Source organism: Alloalcanivorax marinus (assembly GCF_016906305.1).
In the GTDB taxonomy this organism is placed as follows: Bacteria; Pseudomonadota; Gammaproteobacteria; order Pseudomonadales; family Alcanivoracaceae; genus Alloalcanivorax; species Alloalcanivorax marinus.
This window is the reverse complement of the sequence record NZ_JADDOL010000018.1, coordinates 30,730-53,000: the sequence shown is the minus strand read 5'-3', so window position 1 is coordinate 53,000 and position 22,271 is coordinate 30,730. Positions and strand designations below refer to the sequence as shown.

The 22,271-nt window shown below is 68.3% G+C and carries 9 protein-coding genes; 2 read left to right on the top strand and 7 right to left on the bottom strand.

Annotated elements, in window-relative coordinates; all coding sequences use genetic code 11:
• Positions 1–7: 7 nt before the first annotated feature.
• Positions 8–400 (top strand): MAPEG family protein, encoded by a 393-nt coding sequence (locus IM760_RS14410; RefSeq protein WP_204430612.1) that lies wholly within the window; start codon positions 8–10, stop codon positions 398–400.
• 5 nt (positions 401–405) lie between these two features.
• Here IM760_RS14410 and IM760_RS14405 read toward each other — a convergent pair whose 3' ends face one another.
• From IM760_RS14405 to smc, 6 genes are all read right to left on the bottom strand, one after another.
• Positions 406–633, bottom strand: a complete 228-nt coding sequence (locus IM760_RS14405; RefSeq protein WP_204430602.1) for a YheU family protein — start codon at positions 631–633, stop codon at positions 406–408.
• Between the two features lie 25 nt (positions 634–658).
• On the bottom strand, positions 659–1,084 hold the full coding sequence (locus IM760_RS14400) for a hypothetical protein (protein WP_204430597.1): 426 nt from the start codon (positions 1,082–1,084) through the stop codon (positions 659–661).
• Between the two features lie 64 nt (positions 1,085–1,148).
• Entirely contained in the window at positions 1,149–1,727 is a 579-nt protein-coding gene (locus IM760_RS14395; RefSeq protein WP_204430593.1) for a transglycosylase SLT domain-containing protein, read from the bottom strand.
• A 172-nt stretch (positions 1,728–1,899) separates the two neighbouring features.
• Positions 1,900–4,233 (bottom strand): NAD-dependent DNA ligase LigA, encoded by a 2,334-nt coding sequence (gene ligA / locus IM760_RS14390; RefSeq protein WP_338021404.1) that lies wholly within the window; start codon positions 4,231–4,233, stop codon positions 1,900–1,902.
• Between the two features lie 145 nt (positions 4,234–4,378).
• Positions 4,379–5,467 carry a cell division protein ZipA gene (gene zipA / locus IM760_RS14385; protein ID WP_204430583.1) on the bottom strand — a complete coding sequence of 363 codons (1,089 nt, stop codon included), beginning with the start codon at positions 5,465–5,467 and terminating at the stop codon, positions 4,379–4,381.
• Between the two features lie 68 nt (positions 5,468–5,535).
• Positions 5,536–9,030 (bottom strand): chromosome segregation protein SMC, encoded by a 3,495-nt coding sequence (gene smc, locus IM760_RS14380; RefSeq protein ID WP_204430581.1) that lies wholly within the window; start codon positions 9,028–9,030, stop codon positions 5,536–5,538.
• A 521-nt stretch (positions 9,031–9,551) separates the two neighbouring features.
• Between smc and dbpA the strand changes: the two genes are divergently transcribed.
• Positions 9,552–10,931, top strand: coding sequence for an ATP-dependent RNA helicase DbpA (gene dbpA / locus IM760_RS14375; protein ID WP_204430579.1), 1,380 nt, complete (start codon positions 9,552–9,554; stop codon positions 10,929–10,931).
• A 287-nt stretch (positions 10,932–11,218) separates the two neighbouring features.
• Here dbpA and IM760_RS14370 read toward each other — a convergent pair whose 3' ends face one another.
• Positions 11,219–22,258: a beta strand repeat-containing protein gene (locus IM760_RS14370; protein ID WP_204430577.1), complete on the bottom strand. Its 11,040-nt coding sequence runs from the start codon at positions 22,256–22,258 to the stop codon at positions 11,219–11,221.
• Between the last annotated feature and the right edge of the window lie 13 nt (positions 22,259–22,271).

Sequence of the window (22,271 nt, the reverse complement as noted above, 5' to 3'; positions counted from 1 at the left end):
CTGCCCCATGTTCCCGATCACCGCCCTGTACGCCGCTCTGTGCGGTCTGTTGATTCTCGCGCTGGCCTTCAACGTGGTGCGCTACCGCTTCGGCCGGGGCGTGTCCCTGGGTGATGGCGGCGACGTTCTGATCAACCGGGCGGTGCGCGCCCACGGCAACGCGGTGGAGTACGTGCCCCTGGCGCTGATTCTGATCGGGCTGCTGGAAGGCAATAACGGCAACGCCTGGGCGCTGCATCTGTACGGGCTGCTGCTGGTGCTGGGCCGGCTGGCCCATGCCTGGGGCATGCTCAAGCCGGGCAGCGAGGTGAACACCTTCCGCAAGCTGGGCATCATCGCCACCTGGCTGGTGCTGCTGGCGGCCAGCGTGCATCTGCTTGTGATCGTGGGGTTGTATTAACCGCCTTACAGGCCCGCTTCGCGGAGCTGCTCGCGGGTGAAGATGGACACGGTTTCGGTGGCGTCGTCGAACACCACCGCCGCGTCGCCCCGTTTCAGTTGGGCGAGCACCTGCTCCACCTTGGTGGCGGTGGCGATTTCCCGTTCGCCATAGTCGGTGCCGTCGCGGGTCACGAATTCCTCGATCAGGTTGTCGAGGGTGGCGGCGGGAATCTCCTGCCAGGGAACGATCATCGCTGACCTCTAAACATGTTCGCGGCTAAACAAGATTGCCCTCCCGGGACCATTCGCAGCGCACCCGCAGCGGATCGTCGGAGGGCTCGTGGTAATCGTCGGCGCAGTCCCAGTGAAAGGTGTGGGTGCCGGCCAGTTCCGTGTCCAGGTGCACCACCGCGCTGACCCAGTACATCTGCTTGAGCAGGCGCTCGAACTTGGCGATCCAGTGGGCCCACTCGTATTCCACCGCCCGGTAGGACTGGCCGAAGTGGATCACCTGGGTCTGGTAGCCGCCACCGCCCGGGTCGGCGGAAAAGGCGAACATGTCCTGCCCCAGGAACGGCGACTCGTCCGCCTCCGGCAGCGCGCGCACCGCGCGGCGGTTGTGGAAACAACTGGCCTTGCGCTGCCGCTCGTCGCCGAACGGCAGGTGTTTGATGCAGCCGTAGACAATCGACTCGTTATCCAAACTTCAACCTCGAACAACCGCGGGCGCCGCCCTTTCAACTTTTAACTGGTCACTTTCAACGTCCCTAACGCCCGCACCGCTCCATCTGCACCGCATAACGGCTGGCCATGTCCTGGGCACGGCGGGCGGAGCGCTGCATGTAGGGGCGGCTTTTCCAGACCCCGCGGGCGTAGCCGCCGTGGCCGGCGTAGTAGGCCAGATAAAGATGATAGGCGTCGTTGAGAGCGATGCCGTTGCGCACGTGGCTCTGGTAATGGTACCAGCCGACGAAGTCCACGGCGTCGCCGAAGTCGTCCCGCTTGGCGCCGCCGTGACCGGTTTCACGCTGGTACCAGGCCCAGGTGCCGTCCAGGGCCTGGGGGTAGCCGTAGGCGCTGGAGGGCCGCTTCCAGGGGATAAAGCCGAGCAGTTTGGTGCGCGGCGGTTTGGCGTGGGCCTGGTAGCCGGATTCCTTGTAGATGGTGGCCATCAGGATCGCCACCGGCACGCCGTATTCCTTCTCGCTGCGCTTGGCGGCCTTGTACCAGTTGTTGAACCAGCCGCCCTTCTGATCGAACACCGCGCAGACGTCGTCGATATGGGTGGGGGTGGTGGCGCAGCCGCCGAGCAGCAGCAGCGTGAGCGTCACGATCAGCACGCGCATGGAGGGACCTCGAGATTTCGGCTTGGCGACATGGTAACCGCCGGGGCGGCGGGCCGCCATCCTGTTGGGCGGGGCTTGGCATCGCGGCTGAAGCCGCTCCTACACGGTAAAGAGATCGCCGTAGGAGCGGCCGGGCGGCGTTCCGCTTCAGCCGCGATTGCCCGGGCCGCGCTCATTGTTCCGGCAATGAAATACCGTGGCCGGCCAGGAAATGGACGAAAGCGTCCTCGTCCATCACCTCCACGCCCAGCTTCCCGGCTTTCTCCAGCTTGGAGCCGGCGGCCTCGCCGGCCACCACCCGGGCGGTGCTTTTGGAGACGCTGCCGGCCACCTTGGCGCCCAGGCTTTCCAGGCGTTCCTTGGCCTCGCTCCGGGTCAGCCGGCTCAGGGTGCCGGTAAGCACCCAGGTCTGGCCTTCCAGGGGACGTTCGTCACCGCCGCCGGCGGGGGCCCGTTCCGCCAGGGCGGCGGCCTGTTGCTCCGCCTCGCGCAGGCGCGCCTGCCAGTCGTCGGCGCGCAGCCCTTCGGCCAGTTTTTCCAGGGTGCCGGCGCGGGCGCCGCTGTCGTCCTCGCCCCGCTCCACCGCCGCCAGCAGGGCGTCCAGAGTGCGGTAATGGCGGCCCAGGGCGTCCAGGCTTTTGTCTCCCAGGCCGCTGAGCGGCATGCCCAGACTCTTGGCGCCGCGCAGCAGGGCGCCCAGGGTCAAGGCGTCCACGAAACGTCGGGAGGGGGCGCCGGCGGATTGCGGTTCCAGGCCGGCGGCCAGCAGGTCGTCGATGACCTTCTCGTTGTGGTCCTCGGCGAAGAAGGCGGCGATCGCCTTGGCCACTTCCCGGCCCACGTCCGGCACCTGCAGAAACAGCAGCAGCGGCGCCCGGCGGATGCTCTCCAGATCGCCGAAGCAGTCCGCCAGGGCCTTGGCGGTCTCCTCGCCGATCTGCAGGATGCCCAGGGCGAACAGCACCCGGTTAAGGCGGGTGCGCTTGGAGCCTTCCAGGGCCTTCATCAGGTTATCGGCGGACTTCTCGCCCATGCGCTCCAGGTCGGCCACGTCCTCCGCCTTGAGGCGGTAGAGATCGGCCACATTATCCACCAGGCCCTGATCCACCAGGGCGTCCACCAGCTTGTCGCCGAGCCCCTCGATGTCCATGGCCCGGCGCGAGGCGAAGTGCTTGATGGCTTCCCGGCGCTGGGCGCCGCAGATCAGACCGCCGGTGCAACGCGCCACCACGCCGTCGTCGGCGCGCAGAATCTCGCTGCCGCACACCGGGCATTCGTCGGGCAGATGGATTTCCCGGGCGTCCTTGGGGCGGCGTTCCGGCAAGGCGCGCACCACCTTGGGAATCACATCGCCGGCCCGGTACACCACGACGGTGTCGCCGATGCGAATGTCCAGCCGGCCGATTTCGTCGATGTTGTGCAGGGTGGCGTTGCTGACGGTGACGCCGCCCACCTGCACCGGCTCCAGCTTGGCCACCGGCGTCAGGGCACCGGTGCGGCCCACCTGCCAGTCCACGTCGTTGAGCACGGTGAGTTCTTCCTGGGCCGGGAACTTGTGGGCGATGGCCCAGCGCGGCGCGCGGCTGACAAAGCCCAGATCGCGCTGCCAGTCGAACCGGTCCACTTTGTAGACCACGCCGTCGATGTCGTAGTCGAGCCGCCCGCGGCGCTCAAGGATGTCGTGGTAGAAGCTCAGCAGCGCCTCCAGGCCCCGGCACTCCTTGATCTCCGGATTGACGCGCAGATTCAGATCGCGCAGATGCTTCAGCATGCCGGAATGGGTGTCCGGCCAGTCCTCGCCTTCCAGGCGCGCCACCGAATAGGCGTAGAACTCCAGCGGCCGCTCGGCGGTGATCCGCGAGTCCAGTTGCCGCAGGCTGCCGGCGGCGGCGTTGCGCGGGTTGGCGAACACCTTCTGGCCGGCTTCCTGCTGGCGGCGGTTAAGGGCCTCGAAACCGGAGTGCGGCATCACCACCTCGCCGCGCACTTCCAGCAGTGTCGGTGGCGTCTTGCCGCGCAGACGCAGGGGCACCGACTTGATGGTGCGCACATTGGCGGTGATGTCCTCGCCGGTCTCGCCGTCGCCCCGGGTGGCGCCGCGCACCAGCTCGCCGTTCTCGTAGACCAGGGACACGGCCAGACCGTCCAGCTTGGGTTCCGCCACGTAATCGATGGGGCCGCTCACATCCAGACGCTCGCGCACCCGCTGATCGAAGTCGCGCAGCTCGTCGTCACTGAAGGCGTTGCCGAGGCTGAGCATGGGCACCGCGTGGCGCACCTCGTCGAAGGCGTCCAGGGGCGTGTCGCCGACTCGCTGGGTAGGCGAATCGGCGGTCACCAGGTCCGGATGCCGTTCTTCCAGTTCCTGCAGACGGCGGTAGGCGCGGTCGTATTCCGCGTCCGGCACCGCCGGGTCGTCCAGGGTGTAATAGCGGTAGGACCAGTCGTTGAGGGTGTCGCGCAGTTGGCGGATTTCGTCGGCCGGGGCCGGTTTCTTCGAGGTCACGGGGGTGAATCCTTGGTTCGGAAGGGCCAGGCAGGAGCGGTCGTTCGACCGCGATCCGGTTCGTGGATGATCCCCGGTGGCGATCAGCCGGCGCTGAATCGCGGTGGGACCACCGCTCCTGCGAGGGGCGGCCAGGCCGCCGCCGTCAGGCGCCGTGTGAGACGCGCTGGCGGCGTTCGAATTCCTGCACGCGCTGGCGCAGATGTTCCATGGTTTGCGGGGTGAGCACGCTGTGCTGCTCATCCTTGAGGTCGCCCTCCAGCTCCTCGGCCATGCGGCGGCCGACGCTGAGCATGCGGTCCAGGGCGCCCAGCGGTTCGCCGGGGCCGGGCAGCTTCATGAAGAAGGTGATGCCGGCGAACTGCTCTTCTTCCATGGTGTCGATGTCGAAGGTGCCCGGTTCCACCGCATTGGCCACGGAGAACTCCAGGCGCTCCTGGCCGGCGGTTTCCCGGTGCCGGTGGAAAATGTGCATGTCACCGTAGCGCAGGCCGCTTTCCAGCAGCAACCGCAGCATGGCCTGGCCGTCGAAGCGGTCCGGGCGGCGCGCGATCAGGTGGAACACGATCACTTCCAGGGGCGCGCTTTCCTGGGCCGGGGCGCGGGGCTTTTTAGCCCGGGGCGGTTCGGGGGCGTCCTCCGGGGTCTCGCGGCTGAAGCCGCTCCTACGGCCCGCTTCGGCGGATTCGGTCACGTCCGCGGCGCGGGGCGGTTCCGGACGGCGCGGCGCCGGTTCCGGCGGCCGTTGGTGGTGCTCCGGCTCCGGCAGGCTTTCCTCCCGGGGCGGCGGCGTCAGCGGTTCACGGGCCCGCGGGGCCGGCGTGTCGTCGTGGTCGGCCTCGTCGGCGCCGAACAGGCTCTGCTGCTCGGCACGGCGGGCGGCGCTGATCCGGGCCGGGTCGGGTCGGGCGTCCACGCCGTCGTCCGGGTCCATCATCATCGGCGGATCGACGGCTTCGTCGTCGTCCACCCGGCCCATGTCGAAGCCGCCGGGCTGGTCCAAATCGGACGGTTGTTCATCCCGGCGACGCACCCGGGGCTTGCCCAGATCGGTGGGATAGTCGTCCTCGTCGTCCGGTTCCTGGTGTTTGCCGTGGTCCTTGCCGAAGCGGCGGTCGATGCGCATGCGCAGGCGGCCGTGCCGCTCGCGGATCATGCGCCGCACGCCGTCGGCAAGGATCAGCAGGATCAGGATAACCAGAATGCCGATCAGTGTTTCCAGATTCAGGCCCATGTTGCCTCTTCCTTAGCTTGGCTCGCGTCGCCCAGATTCATTGGATCAGGTTCATCGGATCGCCCGGATCACATGGCCGCCATTTCGGCGGCTTCGTCCACGTCCACGGACACCAGACGGGACACGCCCGGCTCGTGCATGGTCACGCCCATCAGGGTGTGGGCCATTTCCATGGCGATCTTGTTGTGCGTGATGTAGATAAACTGTACCCGCTCCGCCATCTCCGACACCAGATTACAGAACCGTCCCACGTTGGCGTCGTCAAGGGGCGCGTCCACCTCATCCAACAGACAGAACGGCGCCGGGTTCAGTTCGAAAATACTGAACACCAGGGACAGGGCGGTGAGCGCTTTCTCACCGCCGGACAGCAGATGGATGGTGCTGTTGCGCTTGCCCGGCGGGCGCGCCATGATCGCCACGCCGGTGTCCAGCAGGTCCTCGCCGGTCAGTTCCAGGTAGGCGTGGCCACCGCCGAACACCTTCGGGAACAGTTCCTGGAGCCCCTTGTTGATGCGGTCGAAGTATTCCTTGAAGCGGGTGCGGGTTTCCCGGTCGATCTTGCGGATGGCGTTTTCCAGGGTCTTGAGCGCGTCTTCCAGATCGTCGTTCTGCTGATCCAGGTACTGTTTGCGCTCGGACTGCTGCTGGTATTCGTCGATGGCCGCCAGGTTGATCTGCCCCAGACGCGCGATGCGCTGGCCGATCTGTTCCAGCTGGTCGGACCAGTGCCGCTCCTCGGCGTCCTCGGGCAGGTTGCGCAGCACCGTCTGCAGATCGAAGTGGCCCTCGTCCAGCTGCTCGGCCACGGTCTGCCGGCGGGTGGTCAGATCCTGCCACTGCATGCGCTTGTTGTTGATGGTGTCGCGCACTTCCTGGGCCTGGCGCTCGTGCTGGCCGCGCCGGCCTTCCAGGTCGCGCATCTTGTGTTCCACGTCCTCCAGCTGGCGGCGTGCCTCGGCCAGCTGCTGCTCGGACTCCAGGCGCTGCTCCAGCTTTTCTTCCAGCTGTTCCTGCAGCTCCCGGGCCGGGTCCTCGTCGCCGCCGGCCTGCTGCTCCAGCTGCGCCTTGCGCTCGCTGAGGGTGGCCACCTGGGATTCCAGCCGCGCCAGGTTCTGGCGCAGGGATTCGGCCTGGGTGCGGGCGCCCTGGGCGTCCATCGCCAGCTGGTGGCTGCGGTCGCGGTGCTGGCGCGCCTGCTGGCGGGCGTCGTCGAGCCGCGCGCGGGTTTCGTCGCGGCGCGACAGCAGCGCCTCGCGCTCGCCGGAATCCTGCTCCATGGCGTCCAGGGCTTCCTGGAGCACGGCGCGGGCTTCCTTGATCTGATTCTGTTCCTGGTCGAGCTGGCCGCGGGCTTCCTCCATCTCTTTATTGAGACGCTCGCGGCGCATGGTGATCTGCTCCAGACGCACCTGGCGGGCGCTGACCTGGGCGTTCACTTCGCCCAGTTCCCGGTTCAGCCGGCTGGCCTGGCGCTGCACTTCCTCGCGCTCTTCCTCCAGCTCGGCGATGCGCTCGCGGGCCTCTTCCAGGCCGGCCTTGAGCTCGTCCACCCGGGCCTGGCCGGTGTCGATGCGGCCTTCCAGGGCTTCCAGCTCCCGGCGCCGTTCCAGAATGCCGGCTTCCTGATCCTGCTCGCGCACCACCTTCAACCAGTCGGCGCCCAGCCAGATGCCGTCGCGGGTGACCACGGATTCCCCCGGCCCCAGGCGCGCGCGCAGGGCCAGGGCGGCGGGCAGATCCTCGGCGGCGTGCACGCCGGCCAGCAGGCCCTCCGGCACCTCGCCGCGCACCTGGGCGCGCAGCAGGCTGCCGTCCGCGGCGCCGGCGTCGGCGCCGGCCTGCACCAGGGTGACACGGCCGTGGGTCAGGTCATCCAGCCAGTCGCCGACCCGCTCCAGGCCGTCGATGGCCACCGCCTGCAGGGCGTCGCCGAGCACCGCTTCCACGGCCTTCTCCCAGCCTTCCGCCACCTGCAGCCGGTCCGCCAGGCGCGGCCGCTGATCCAGGGCGTGGCGCTCCAGCCAGTCGCTGACCGCGCCGTCGTCGCCCATGGCCGCTTTCTGCAGCGCTTCCAGGGAAGTGTGGCGGTTCTTGTCCGCCTGCAGCCGGTCGCGGGCCTCATCCAGCTCGCGGCCGCGCTCGCCGTTTTCCCGGCGCATCTGGTTGATGCGGTCCTGCAGGCTTTCGGCGCGCAGCTCGCTCTCTTCGCGCTGCTCCTGATATTCCGCCACCTGCTCTTCGAGCTGGCGCATTTCCTGGGCCAGGGGGCCGGCGTCCAGGGACTCCTGCTCCTTGGCCAGCCGCTCCAGACGGTCGCCCAGGCGCTCGATGGATTTCTCCAGGTGCTGGATGCGCGACTGCTCCACCTCCGCCTGACGGCGTGACTCGCCGGCCTTGTTGTTGAAACCTTCCCAGGCCTGCTGCCAGTCCTGCATGGCGTCCTCCGCCAGGGCCAGGGTCTCGGCGGCGGCCTCCTCGCGCTCGCGGGCCAGGTCCAGGTCCGGCTCCAGGCCGGCCAGGTTGTCGTCCAGCTCCGCCAGCTTGTCCGCGTCGGTGCGCTGGTGCTGGTCGGCCTCCTTCCAACTGGCGGTGACCTGCTCCAGTTCCTCGTACAGCTGCTGACGGCGCTCGCGCTGGTGCTGGATGCTCTGCTCCAGCCGCGCCACCTCGGCGCCCAGGGCGTAATAGCGCTGCTGCACCTGATTGAAGTTTTCCTGCACGTCGTTGTGGCTCTCGCGCAGATGCTCGATCTCGGCGTCGGCGTGGCGCTGCTCGGCGATGCGCGCCTCCAGGGCCACTTCCAGCTCGGCGATGATCTGATCGAGCTGGCGCACCTGCTGATCCAGGCCGCGCCAGCGCAACGCCTTGAGCTGGGCGCTCTTCTGGCGCTCCTCTTCCTTATATTGCTTGTACTTTTCGGCGGCGGCGGCCTGGCGGCTGAGGCGCTCCAGCTGGCGCTCCAGCTCCTCGCGGATGTCGGTGAGCCGCTCCAGGTTCTCGCGGGTGCGGCGCATGCGGTTCTCGGTCTCGCGGCGGCGCGCCTTGTACTTGGAAATGCCCGCCGCTTCCTCAATGTAGACCCGCAGCTCCTCGGGCTTGGCCTCGATCAGCCGGGAAATCATGCCCTGCTCGATGATCGCGTAGCTGCGCGGCCCCAGGCCGGTGCCCAGGAAGATGTCGGCGATGTCCTTGCGGCGACACTTGGTGCCGTTGAGGAAGTAGTTGGACTGGCCGTCCCGGGTCACCTGGCGCTTCACCGAGATCTCGTTGAACTTGCCGTACTCGCCGGTGACGGTGGCGTCGGAATTGTCGAACACCAGCTCGATGGAGGCCTGGGCCACCGGCTTGCGGGCGTTGGAGCCGTTGAAGATCACGTCGGCCATGGACTCGCCGCGCAGGTGCTTGGCGGAGGACTCCCCCATCACCCAGCGCACCGCGTCGATGATGTTGGACTTGCCGCAGCCGTTGGGCCCGACCACGGCGGTCAGGTTGTCCGGAAACAACGCCGCGGTGGGATCCACGAACGACTTGAAGCCGGCCAGCTTGATGGTTTTCAGTCTCATAGCGTGCGTATCGCGGCCGCAACCGCTCCAGAACAGGGCCAGGGGTCCCGCCTGGCTGCGGGACCGTAAGCAGAGCTTAAGCCGCCTAGTCTAGCGACAAGCGGGGCCGAATTCACCCGGCGCGGCGCCACTTTCCGTGTGTTTGCCGTAACCGCCCCACCCCGGGGTCGGACCACGCTAACCGACTGATATCAATGAAAATACTGGAAAATATTGCGCGCAAATGGAGCCTGCGGCGTCTTTTGGCCCCTCAAAAGAGGCCGCTAGCGAGCCAATGCCCCTCAACCGGTTCCGTTTAACCCCTTCTTTTAACCCCGAAAAACCGGCTCATGGCCCTCCGTATTGGCTTGTGGTCGCCTCAAAGGAAGGGAAAATCAAGCGGTTAGCGTGGTCCGACCCCGGGTGGACCCCGGGTGGCCCGCTGCCGGGCTGCTCAGCGTACATGAAATCAATCGCTTAGCCGGGTCCGACCCTGGGAAGGTGTTAGAATGCGGGCCCTTTTCTTGCTGTCAGGTTTCGCCATGCCCGCCACCGATTTTGCTTCCCTGCCGTTGGACGCCGCCACCCTGGCGAACCTGGCGTCGCTGGGCTTCACCGCCATGACGCCGGTGCAGGCGCAAAGCTTGCCGTCGATTCTCCAGGGGCGGGACGTGATCGCGCAGGCGCGCACCGGGTCGGGGAAGACCGCGGCGTTCGGCTTGGGGTTGCTGCATCCGTTGAATCCGCGCTACTACGGTTGCCAGGCGCTGGTGCTCTGCCCCACCCGCGAGCTGGCGGATCAGGTGGCCCAGGAGGTGCGGCGTCTGGCCCGTGGCCGGGACAACATCAAGGTGCTGACGTTGTGCGGCGGGGTGCCCATGGGCCCGCAGGTGGGGTCCCTGGAGCATGGCGCCCAGGTGATCGTGGGCACGCCGGGGCGGGTTCAGAAGCACCTGGCCAAGGGCACCTTGTCCCTGGATGGCTTGAATACCCTGGTGCTGGACGAGGCCGACCGGATGCTGGACATGGGTTTCGTGGACAGCATCAGCGAGATCGTCGGGCAGACGCCGACCCGCCGGCAGACCCTGCTGTTTTCCGCCACCTGGCCGGCGGGCATCCGCGAGCTGGCGGATCGCTTTCTGCGTGATCCGGTGACGGTGGAGGCGGCGGAGCGGGAGGACCGGCCCGCCATCGAACAGCGCTTCTACGAGGTGGCGCCGGAACAGCGGCTGGAAGCGGTGACGCGGGTGCTGTACAGCCTGCGACCGGTTTCCTGCGTGGCGTTTTGCGTGACCAAGCAACAGTGCCAGGAGGTGGCGGATCATCTGGTCGCCAAGGGCGTGTCGGCGATGGCGCTGAACGGCGACCTGGATCAGCGGGACCGGGATCAGGTGCTGGGCCGCTTCGCCAATCGCAGCCTGTCGGTGCTGGTGGCCACGGACGTGGCCGCCCGCGGGCTGGACATCGCCGCGCTGGATCTGGTGATCAATGTGGAGCTGGCCCACGACCCGGACACCCACACTCATCGTATCGGCCGCACCGGTCGGGCCGGCGAGGCGGGGCTGGCGGTGAGCCTGGTGGCGCCCCGGGAAATGCGCCGCGCCCTGGCCCTGGAGGATCGTTTCGGCACCCTGCCCTGGCTGCCCCTGGAGGAGGTGCGCCCGCATTCCGATCGGAGCCCGCTGGCGGCGCCCATGACGACCCTGTGCATCGGCGCCGGTCGCAAGCAAAAGCTGCGCCCCGGCGACATCCTCGGCGCGCTCACCGGTGACGCCGGCATTCCCGGCGACAAGGTGGGCAAGATCACGCTGTTCGACCACCAGGCCTATGTGGCGGTGGAAAGCGCCGTCGCCGACAAAGCCCTGCAACGTCTCCAGGCCGGCAAGATCAAAGGCCGCTCCCTCCGCGTCCGGCTGCTGTAACCTCAGGGAGCCCCGGGGTCGGACCACCCTAAGCTACTGATTAATATCAAAAAGAAGCACCTTTCGCGCGATATATAGAGCTTAAACGGCGATTTTCCCCACCCCAAAAGCCGCCAAGACAGAAAGGAAAAAAGGGCTTAACGCCCTTTTTCACCCCTAAAAATCCCGTTCTAACCGCAAAAACACCGCCCAGAAACCCCCTTTAGCCCATTTAAATCAAGCGGTTACGGCGGTCCGACCCCAAAAAAAGCCCCGAAAAAAAGCCCGGCGGAGCCGGGCTTGGGGGGTCAGGGCTGGTAGCGCCATTCGTCGCTGTCGTCGGCGGGGGGCTGGAAGCCCAGGCCGTCGGCGGGGCGCAACGGTTCGAACGGTTCGAACACCAGGCGCGGCATGACGCTTTGCGGGGCGGTGAGGTCAGCCACGTATTGGGTGTCCTCCACCACCTTGCCGCCCAGGGTGCGGTCGTTGAGGGAGACCCGTGCCTTGCCGTCGGTGGTGTCGACCATCTCGTAGACCCGGTCGCTGTCCACGTTGAGCACGCGCACCCGCACCTCGCCGGCGCGGATGGAGCCGGACCCGGTGGCGTTGCTGGCCAGGTCGCGACCTTCCAGGATCACCGTGCCGCCGCCCAGTCCGGTGGTGGTGTGGATGCGATCCACCGTCAGGGTCTGGCCGGCGCGGTAGCGCACCTGGCCGGTGCTGCCGGTTTCCGCGCCGGTGGCCATGGTGACGTTGCCGTTGCCGCTGACGCTGACGCCGTCGGTGCCGGTGATGCGACCACGCTGGGTCAGATCGCCGCCGGCGCTCAGGTCCACGCGGCGGCCGTTCAGGTCACCGTCCAGATCCAGATCGCCGCCGGTGGTCAGGCCCAGACCGCCCTGGCCGGTGAGGCCGGTGACGGTGAGCGGGCCGGTGCCTCGGTTGTTGATGTAGACACCGCCGCTGCCGCCGGTGGCGCCCAGGGTTTGCACGTCCACGTCCAGCGGGTCGCTGGCGCGGGCGATGCCGGTGGCCGCGCTCAGTTCCAGCAGGGAAGCCACGATGTTGGTGGCCTCCGCGTTGCCGTCCAGGATGGCGCCCGCCACCGCGGACAGCATCACCGCGTTACCCGGGGTCAGCGCCCGCACTTCGTTGACGGTGAGGTCGCCGGTGAGGGTGCGCACGCGGATGTCGCCGTTGTCGATGTGGGCGTTCAGGCCGGCCAGGCCGTCCTGTTCTTCCACGTTGATGACACCGTTTTCGGCGCGCAGGTCGAGGATGTTGGCGCGGGTGGCGATGGCGGTGGTGTCGGTACCCACGCCGTCGCGGCCGCCCAGACGGACCTCGTCGCCCACCACCCGGGTTTTGGCATCGCCGTCGTCGATCAGCTTGCCGGCGTTGGCGACCACGGTCACCTGGCCCTGGGCGTGGATGTCACCCAGGGTGGCATCGCCGTTCTCCACCATCAGGCCGACGCGGCCGTCGCCGGTGCGGGCCTGGCTGATGAGTACCGGGCCCTGCTGGTTCAGCACCAGGTCACCGGCCACGGAGAGCGCGTCGATGCGCTCGGCGGTCAGGTTCAGGAAACCATCGGTGGGGTTGTCGGTGGCCCATTCGCCGATGCCGTCGTTGGCGCGCAGGGTCACGTTGACGCCTTCCACCTCGCCGGCGCCGTCCTTGCGGATGGCGCCGGCGGCGCTGAGCGCCACATCGTGATCACCGGCGTCGACCCGGCCAATGCCCAGGTCACCGCCGTTGTCCACGTTGATGTCGCCGTCGGCGGTGGTGGCGCCGTCCAGGCGCAGGTCGCCCTGGTTGTCCAGGTCGATGGCACCGGTGCCGGTCACCGCCAGGGTGGCGCTTTGCAGCGAGCTGTCGAGGCGGATGCCGTTGACCGCGGTGCCCTGCAGGTCGTCGGCGCTGAGCGTGCCTTCGGCGCTGGTGGCCAGGCGGCCGGCGCTGTCGAGCACCGCGTCGCCGTTCACCGCCAGGGCGTCGATGGTCAGGTCACCACCGGCGCGCAGGTGCGCGTCGCCGTCGGCCAGGCTGCTGTCCTTCACGGTGAGGCCGTTGGTGTCCAGGTCCTCCAGGTGCAGATCACCGCTGCCGGTGATGGTGGCGTAGAGGTGGGTCACGCGGGTTTTCAGGCCGCTGAGCGTGGAGCCGATGCTCTTGGCCGCGGACAGGAACAGGTTGTCGCCGTGGATGTGCTCGGCGATGGCCGGATCCGCCTGAATGCCGCCCTCCTCGCTGGTCACCGACACGTCGCCGCCAGCGCGCAGGGTGGACAGGGCCACGTCGTCGACGGCGTCCAGGGTCAGGTCGGCGCCGCTGCTCATAACACTGCTGGCGTCCATGGTGATCTTGCCACCGGCGCTGGCGTCCAGGTCGGCGCCGGCGCTCAGGGCGGCACCGCTGGCCAGGCTCAGATCGCCATCGGTGGCGGTGACGGTCAGGTCGCCCTCCCCGGCTTCCACGGACGCGCTGTTGTTGATACGCACGTCGCTGCCCGCGGTCAGAGTGGCGTCGGTGGCCGCCTGCGCCCGGCTGCTGTTGGTGAGGACGATGCTGCCTTCCTCACTGCCCAGCACCAGGTCGCCGGCGGCGGAGGCGCTGCTGCCATCGGTGAGGGTCAGGTTGCCGCTGCCGGCGTTCAGGCTCAGGTCGACGTTGCCGGTCGGCGCCGGATCGCTCACGCCACTGTTCAGGGTGGCGCTGGTCAGGGTGATGGCACCGCCGGCGTCGCCGTCCAGGAAGCCACCGGCGGTGACCGTGGAACGGGTCACCGCCAGATCGCCGGTGGCGGCGGTGAGCGCCGCGTTGCCGTCGGCGCGTACGCCGGCTTCCTGGACGGTCAGGTTGTCGCCGGCGTCCAGATCCAGGTCGCCGTCGGCGTCGGCCTGGGCGCCCTCGGAGAACGCCAGGTCGCCGCCGGCGCGGCCGGTGAGGTCACCGCCGGCGCGCAGCACCGAGGATTGGCGGACGATCAGGTCGCCGTCGGTGGCGGTCACTTTCAGGTCGCCGTTGCCGGCTTCCAGGCGTGATGCTTCTGCCAGGGTAACGTCGGCGCCGGCCTCGATGGTGGCGTCGGTGACGGCGGTGGCGCGGCTGCCGTTGGTGAGGCTGACGTTGCCTTCCTCGCTGTCCATCACCAGGGCCCCGGCGGACTCCACGCGGGTGCCCTGGGACAGGGCGATGTCACCGCTGCCCGCGTTCAGGGTGAGATCCACGTTGGCGGCGGGGGCCGGGTCGAAGTCGGCGGTGAACGGCACCATCGGCATCCGACCACTGGCCAGGGTGGCGGCGGTCAGCAGGATGCCCTGGCCGGCGTCGCCGTCCAGGAAGCCGCCGGCGGTGACCGTGGAGCGGGTCACCGACAGGTTGCCCGCGGTGGCGGTCAGAGCGGCGTCGCCGTCGGCGCGCACCTGGCTGTCTTCCACGGTGAGGTGACGGCCGGCGTCCAGGTCCAGGTCGCCGCCGGCGGTGGCCTGGGTGCCGGTGGTGAAGGCCAGGTCCGTGCCGGCGTTGCCGGTGAGGTCATTGCCGGCGGTCAGGCGCGAGGACTGGCTCACGCTCAGATTGCCGTCGGTGGCGGTGAGGTCCAGGTCGCCGTCGGTGGCGGTGAGCGCGGACCCGGCGGACAGCACCAGGTTCTCCCCGGCGGTCACCGTGGCGTCACCCCGGGCGGTGCCCTGGCTGGTCACCAGGGTCACGCTGCCGGTGTCGGCGGTGAGGCGCAGGTTCTGTTCCAGGGACTCCGCCGTGGCGTTGTTCAGGGCCAGGTCGGTGCCGGCGCGCAGGGCCACGTCGCCGGTGGCGGCGGCGCGACTGCTCTGGCTCATATTCAGAGAGCCGTCGGTGGCGGTGGCGTTGAGCGTGCCGCCGTTGGCGATCAGCGTGGAGCCCGCGGCCAGTTGCAGATCCTGGCCGGCGCTGGCATCCAGCTTACCGCCGGCGATGGCGTCGCTGTCGGTCATGCGCAGGGAGCCCTGGCTCGCGGTCAGCGCCAGGTCGACGCCGGCGTTGATCAGCGCGTTGGTGAGGATGGTGTTGCCCTTGGCGGTCAGTTCCAGGTCACCGCCGGCGGTGGCGCTGCTGTTCTGGGTGAACAGCACATCGCCGCCGGTGGCGGTGGCCGACAGGTCACCGTCGGTGGCGGTCAGATTGCCGCCCCCGGAGAGGCTAACGTTCTGGCCGGCGGTAAGGGTGAGGTCCTGCCCGGCCGTCGCCCGGCCGGTGTTGAAGGTGGCGTTGGTGCCGGCGCTCAGGTCGATATCGGCACCGGAGAGGATCTTGCCGTTATCCACCACCAGCAGCTCGCCTGCCTCGGCGCCCACATGGGTGTCGCCGGTGCCGGTGAGGGTGCTGCCCTGGGTCAGACGCACGCTGCCGCCGGCGTCCAGATCCAAAGTGCCGTTAGCGGGATCCGCTTCAGGATTCAGAGAGCCCCCGGCGCTGATCAGGCCGCTGATCAGCACGGCGTCGCCGCCGGCCTGGCCGTCGAAGGCACCGCCGGCCAGCATCTGGCTGTTGTTGAGGCTGATGTCACCGTTGGTGGCGGTCACTTTCATGTCGCCGTCGGTTTCGGTGTGCAGCTGCGATTGAGTGAGGCGCACGCTGCCGCCGGCGCTGACGGTCTGCGCCCCTTCGGTGGCGGCGCGGCTGTTGGTGAGCAGCACGTCGCCGTCTTCCGCGGTGACGCTCATGTCACCACCGGACTGGACGGTGGCACTGTTCAGCGCCACCTGGTCGCCCGCTTTCAGGTCCAGGGTGGTGGCGGCGGAGGCACTGCTGCCACTGCTGATCTCCAGGTTGCCCTCGGTGGCGGTGGCTTTCAGGGCCCCGTTGGTGGCGGTCAGGGTGGAGACGCCGGACACGGTGATGTTGTCGCCGGCGCTGATGGTCACGTCCTCGGCGCCGGTAGCCTGGCCGTGAACCAGGGTCACGTTGCCGTTTTCACCGGTCAGGGTCAGGTCGCCGCCGGCCTCGGCGCTGGCGTTGTTGAGCGACACGGTGGTGCCGCCCTTCAGCGTCAGGTCGCCGTCGGCCTGGGCGCGACTGTTCTGCACCAGGCTGACACCCCCTTCGGTGGCGGTGGCGGACAAGTCGCCGTCGCTGGTCAGTTGCACGCCGTTGATGGCGGTGATATCGCCGGTGGCGGCGGTCAGGGTCAGATCCCCGGCGGCGTCCAGGTTGGCGTTGACCAACTGGCCCTTGCCGCTGCTCAGGCGGGTGTCGCCTTCGCCGGTCTGGGTCACCGCTTCGTTCACGGTGAGGGCGCCGTCGGCCACGGTCAGGTGCAGGTCACCGTTGGCGTCCAGGCCGGTGAGGCCGGGCAGGCCCAGGTTCGGGGTCACGCCGCCCACGGTCAGGTCGCGGTTCTGATTGAACAGGTAGAGGCCGCCGTTGCCGGCGTCCGCTTCCAGGGCGCCGGTTTCGATCAGCAGCGCCTGGTCGGCGGTACCGATGCCGTTGCCGGCGCGCAGAGCCAGCTGGTCGGCGTACAGTTCCGGGGTGTCGTCCGCTTCATTGAGCGCGTCGATGGCGCCGTCGGCCATCAGGGTGATGTTGCCGCCCTCGCCGTTGGTGCGCACTTCGCCCAGACGCAGGTCGCCGGCGTCGCTGGTGAGGGTGATGTTACCGGTGGTGGTGGTGACCTTCTCCACGTCCAGGTCGTCCCGGTCGTGGATATTGATCTCGCCCTGGGCGTCGGCGGTGACCACGTCCACGGCGGTGTCCAGGCCGCGCTGGGTAACGCTACCGGTGGCGCCGATGGCGCCGCCGGCGGTCAGTTCCAGTCGCTTGCCGGCGATCAGGGTGCTGTTGTCCTGGTCGTCGTCGATGCGGCCGTCCGCGTCCAGCCGGATGGTGGCGCTGTCGCCACCGGCGGCCAGTTCATGGACGGTCAGGTTGCCGCCGGCGGTGACGTCGATGTCGCCGTTCAGGGTTTCCAGGGCGATCAGCGCCAGGTCGTCGCGTTCGCGCAGCAGCACGTCGCCTTCGCTGGTGCCGCTGTTGACCACGCGGTCCACCCGGGTGTCCAGCTCCACCTGGCCGTCGGCGCGGAAGTGCAGATCGCCGCCGGTGACGTTCAGAGTGTCGCCGTTGTCGTCGATGATGGCGCCGCCCTCGGCCACCAGAGAGGTGTCGCTGTCAGCGGTCACGTCGGTGTCGATGATCTGCGTCTTCAGGCGCAGGTCGCCCCGGTTGGCGAGGCCCATGTCGCCGGAGGCGGTCATGCCGCTGAGGCCGTCCACGGTGCCCAGAACCAGTTCGTCGCCGTCGTTGTCGTTGATCACGAAAGCATCGCCTTGGCCGCCGTCGATGGCGATTTCATCGGTGTCGGTGTACAGCGAGTCCTCTTGGTTGGCGACGCCCTGCTCGGCGCGCACGGCGATGGCCGGGGCGTGCAGAATACCCGCCACCGGTACCCATTCTCCGTTCACCCAGGTGCCGCCGATGCCGCGTACCGCGCCCTCGGCCTGCAGGGAGATCAGCGTCGGGCTGACCACGTCACCCACCACGCTGATATTGCCCGCCACGTTTTCGGCGCGGATCTCGCCCACGGAGTTGATGTCGCCGAGGCCCAGATTACCGGTGGAGTCCAGGTACACGCCGCTGTTCAGGGCACGGCCGCTGCTGGTGCCCATGTCCAGTTGGTTGGCCTGAATGCCCAGCGGTTTGGCGGCGGACATGTCGATGTCCTGCGCCTGATCGTAGGCGGCGATGGACTGCTGGCGCAGCGCCTGGCTGGCGTCGCGGGCGGCGGTGGCCTTGAACACGGAGTGGTCCGCCATGTCGCGGGACACCCGGGTGGTGTCGCGCAGGCGGGTCCAGGTATCCACGTTGGTGACCGCGTCGCGGAAGTAGCTCTTGGCCACGTCCAGGTCGTTCAGGGCATTGTTGACGTCGTTGGCCAGGGGCGAGACCACGTTGCGGTCGTATTCGTCCACCGCGATCTGGGCGATGGACAGGGCCAGGCTCAGGCCCTGGAACACACCCTCGGAGCCGCCGTCACCACTGAACGGAATGGCCTGGGCGGCACCGGCGGCCAGGGCCACCGCATCCACCGCCGCCTGGGCCACGGAGACCACGCGATTGAGGTTATCCAGCGCGCGGCTGGCGGCGCTCAGCTGGCTGTTGAGGCGGTCCGCGGTGCGTTGGGCGCTGGTCAGGTTCTGCTGGGAAATGTTCTTGTTGACGATCGCCGAGTTGAGCGCGGCGATGTACGCCTCCAGCTGCTGCTGCAGGGTTTGCAGCTGCAGGATCTTGGCGTTCAGCTCCGCCACCCGGCCGGCGTAGTCGGCGATGGCGGTGTCGCGGGCGATTTCCGCGTCGCGCTGGGTGGGGGTGTTGCCGATCAGGGTGACGTGGTCGCCGCGCACGTTCTGGTCGGCGCCGTTGCCGTCCAGGATCACGCCGTCACGGGCGATCACATAGACGTCGCCGGTGCCGCCGGTGTCGAGCATGCCCAGGGTCACGTTGCGGTCCGCGTCCAGGGTGATGTCGCCGCCCTCGGTGACCAGGTTGCCGGTAATGATGTTGCCGTTATAGCCCTCGTTGGTGCCGTCGGCGCGGGCGGTCAGGGTGATGCTGCCACCGCCGGGCAGGCGGATGGTGTCGTCCTGATTCAGGAACACGATGTTGCCGTTGGTGGCGGTGAGCACCAGCTTGCCGCCGTCCATCACCAGGATGCCGCCGTTGTTGTCGAGCACGGTGATGGAGGCGGCGACGATGGTGACGCCACCGGTGCCCTTGCCCACCAGGCTGTCGGCGTCCACTTCCACGGCGCCGGGGCTGGCGGCGTTGACGTCGCCGTTACCGCCGCTCACCGACATCTGGTCCACGTCCAGCACCAGGGGGCCGGTGTTGCCGACACCCTGCTGGGCACGCAGGTCCACCTTGCGGGCCACCACGTTGGCGTCGCTGGAGCCGTCCGGGCGGGCGTCGTTGATGGCGCCGCCACTGGTCAGGGTGACGTTGCCGCCGGCCGAGGTCACGGTGCCCAGGTTCATGGTGCCGGCGGTGTCGATGTTCACATCGCCACCGGCGGCGCGGGCGTGCATCAGGCTCAGCGGACCGCTGTCACGGTTGCGCAGATAGATGCCGCCGTTGCGGGCGTCGACCACCAGTTCGTCGACGCGGATTTCCAGGGCGTCCACGGTGCCGTCGGCGGCCCCCACCTGGAGGGCGTCCAGGGTCAGATCGTTGGCGACGATGTTGTCGGCGTCGCCGTTGCCGTCACTGACGCGGCCGGTGGCGTTGAAGGTCACGCTGCCGCCACTGGACAGCCGGCCCAGCACGGCGTTGCCGGACTGGGTGAAGTCGATGTCGCCAACCGCTTCCCCGTCGAGCATGGTCAGCGCGCCCACGTTGGTCACGTAGACGTCGCCGTCGGAGAGCATGGACAGCTTGCCGGTGATGGCGGTGGACAGGTCACGGCTGTCACTGCCGATGCTGGCCGCGTCCAGTTTCACGTCATTGCCGGTGATGGCGGTGTTGTCGCCGTCGCCGTTCAGGTCGCCGCTGGCGGTCAGGCTGATCAGGCCGTCCGCGGACACCTGGCCCAGGTTCAGGTCGCCCTGATGGCTCACGCTGACGTCACGATCATCGCCGCCGGCGGCGGCGTTCAGCGCCAGAGGACCTTCGCCCAGGTTGTCCAGGCCGATATCGCCGTCGGTGGTGGTGGCGTCGATGCGGTTGGCGTCGGTGGTCAGGTCGATGTCGTCACCGGCGGCCAGCGTCAGGCCGTCGGCGGCCAGTACGCCGCCGCCGTCGCCGATGCGACCACTGGCGCTCAGGTCGACCTGATGACCGCTCAGATCGGCGCCTTCCACGATCAGATTGCCGGCGCCGTTATTGACGGTCAGGTCCAGGCCCTGGCCGCTGTTACGTTCAATCGCCAGGTGTTCGTTGGCGCGGTCGAAGCGCACGCCGCCGTCGGCGTCGGTGACCGACACGTTGCCACCCAGGGTGGTCACATCCAGGCTCGACAGCAGGCCGGTGTTGGCCACGTAGGTGCCGGCCAGGCTGGTGCCGGTGGTGGTGGTGAGGCCTTCCACCTCGGTGGTGAGCGCCTGGGCCGCGGTGCCGATGGCGCCGTCGGCGTCCAGGGTCAGGTGGTTGGCGCGTACGTTGGGCGGCGTACCGCCGTCGCCGCGGATGCTGCCGCCCTGGCTGATCACCGAGGCGTCGCCGTTCTGCACCTCCACCAGGCCCAGCACCACGTCGCCCACGGTGGCTTCCAGTTCCACCTTGGCGTTCTCGCCGTGGGAATAAATGGAGGTGACGTTGAGGCCGTTGTTCTCGGTCAGGTACACACCGTTGCCGCCGGACGCGGCGCTCAGGTGGTTACTCTGGGTTTTCAGGGCACTGCCGCTCTGACCGATGCGATCCGCGGCCTGCAGAAACACGAAGCGCCCGGTGAGGACGGCGGCGTCGCCGCCGTTGTAGAGACCGCCGCCGCGGGACAGGATGATCAGGTCGTCGGTGGCGGACACGGTGTCGCCGATGACGATGTTGTCGTCGGCGCCGATCACCACACTGTGGCTGCCGGTGGCGCCGTTGCTCAGGGTGACGCTGCCGTCCGCGTTGCTGATGCCGGTGGACGAGGCGGGCAGACCGGCCTGGATGATGCGCTCGCCGGCGCTGATCTTGCCCAGCACCAGCTCACCGTCCCGGTCGTCCACGTAGATGCCGCCGTCCTGGGTGGACGCGGAGAGCACGTCCACGGCGGTGGTCACCGCCTGGCCGGGGTTGCCAATGGCGCCGTCCGCTTTCAGATTGGTGGCCCAGGCTTCCACGTTGATCTCGCCGCTGTCGCCGCCGCGCAGGTCGCCTTTCTCGGCGGTGATCAGGGCACGCAGACCGGCGTCCACACTGTTGTCACCGGTGCTGACGCGCTCCAGGGTCAGGTCGCCGGCGGTGTCGGTGATCACCACATGGCCTTTTTGCGCTTCGGCGCGCAGGGTCTCCGCGTCGATGCGCAGGGCGTTGTTCTCGGCGCCGATGGTGGCGCCGTCCACGGTGGTGGCCAGCTCCACGCGGTTACCGCTGGCGGCGGTGTCCAGGTTACCGTTACCGACGATGTTGCCGGCGGCGGTGACGCTCAGGTCACCTTCCACATTGACGCCGGACAGGGTCACGCCGCCGTCGCCGTGGGTGAAGCTCAGATCGGTTTTCACCGTGTCGCGGCTGGCGCTCAAGGTCTGGCCGTTGAACTGCACGCTGACGTCGTCTTGCACCGGGTCACTGGTAATCGGATCGACACCGTCCTGCTTGAAGCTCACCTGGGCGCTGTCGCCGGTGGTGATGCTCAGGCTGTCCAGTTGGTTGGCTTCGGCGACGCGGATGGCGCCGCTCTCGCTGCTCACCGCCAGGTCGTCCACGTCGGTGTGCACGGCGCTGGCGGCGCCGATGCCGGTGCCCGCTTTCAGGGTGGCGGAGCCGCCACTGATGGAGCCGCCGTTGGAGACGATGGCGTTGGTGGCCTCCAGGGTGGTGTCGCCGGCGGCGATGGTGCCGGATTGTTCCAGATCGTCACCGGCCATGGTCAGTTCGGTGGCGGCGGTGATGTCGCCCTGGTTGACCACGGAGGACACCACGGCGTCCTTCTGGCTGCCGGAGAGCAGCACATGGCCGGCTTCGATCTCGCCGCCCGGGCCGTTCTTGACCGAGCCGGTGGCGCCGGTCAGGTCCGCGTCGGTCACCGAGAAAGTGACCAGGCCGTTGCCGGTCAGGTCGATGTCGTAGGAACCGTCGTTGGCCAGGGTCACGCGGCCCACGTTGGCGATGATGTGGCCGGTGTTTTCCACATTGGGGGCGATCAGGTAGACGAAGCCGCCGTTGCCCACCTCGATCGAGCCCTGGTTGGTGATGGACGCGTTGCTCATCAGCTCGCCGCTGAAGTTGAGCTTGCCGTCCATGAAATCCTGATCGGCGATGTCGAAGGTGGTGGCCAGCAGGCCTGCCACGTCGATTTCCGCGCCGGCGCCGAACACGATGCCGTTGGGATTGATCAGGAAGATGTTGCCGTTGGCGGTGAGCGCGCCCTTGATCTGGGACACGGTGTCGCCGGTGACCCGGTTAAGGGTTACATCGGTGTTGGCCTGGTGGATGAATTTGACCAGCTCACCGGGATCGATGCTGAAGTCGTTCCAGTTGATCACCGCCTTGTTGACGAACTGTTCAATGGTGGTGTTGCCGCCCGCCTGGGCGATCACCGCATTGGCGTCACCACCCACCACCTGACCGCCGCTGGGACCCGCGTGGACCGCGCCGCTGAAGCCGAACACTGAAACCGAAACGGCGACCGCCACTGAAGCATTGCGTTTTTTATTTCGTGCCATGATTCGTTACCCG

Excerpts from the sequence above, each read along its gene's own strand:
- IM760_RS14370 (WP_204430577.1), bottom strand. The coding sequence starts at position 22,258 with ATGGCACGAAATAAAAAACGCAATGCTTCAGTGGCGGTCGCCGTTTCG.
- dbpA (WP_204430579.1), top strand. The coding sequence starts at position 9,552 with ATGCCCGCCACCGATTTTGCTTCCCTGCCGTTGGACGCCGCCACCCTG.
- zipA (WP_204430583.1), bottom strand. The coding sequence starts at position 5,467 with ATGGGCCTGAATCTGGAAACACTGATCGGCATTCTGGTTATCCTGATC.
- IM760_RS14410 (WP_204430612.1), top strand. The coding sequence starts at position 8 with ATGTTCCCGATCACCGCCCTGTACGCCGCTCTGTGCGGTCTGTTGATT.
- IM760_RS14405 (WP_204430602.1), bottom strand. The coding sequence starts at position 633 with ATGATCGTTCCCTGGCAGGAGATTCCCGCCGCCACCCTCGACAACCTG.
- IM760_RS14395 (WP_204430593.1), bottom strand. The coding sequence starts at position 1,727 with ATGCGCGTGCTGATCGTGACGCTCACGCTGCTGCTGCTCGGCGGCTGC.
- smc (WP_204430581.1), bottom strand. The coding sequence starts at position 9,030 with ATGAGACTGAAAACCATCAAGCTGGCCGGCTTCAAGTCGTTCGTGGAT.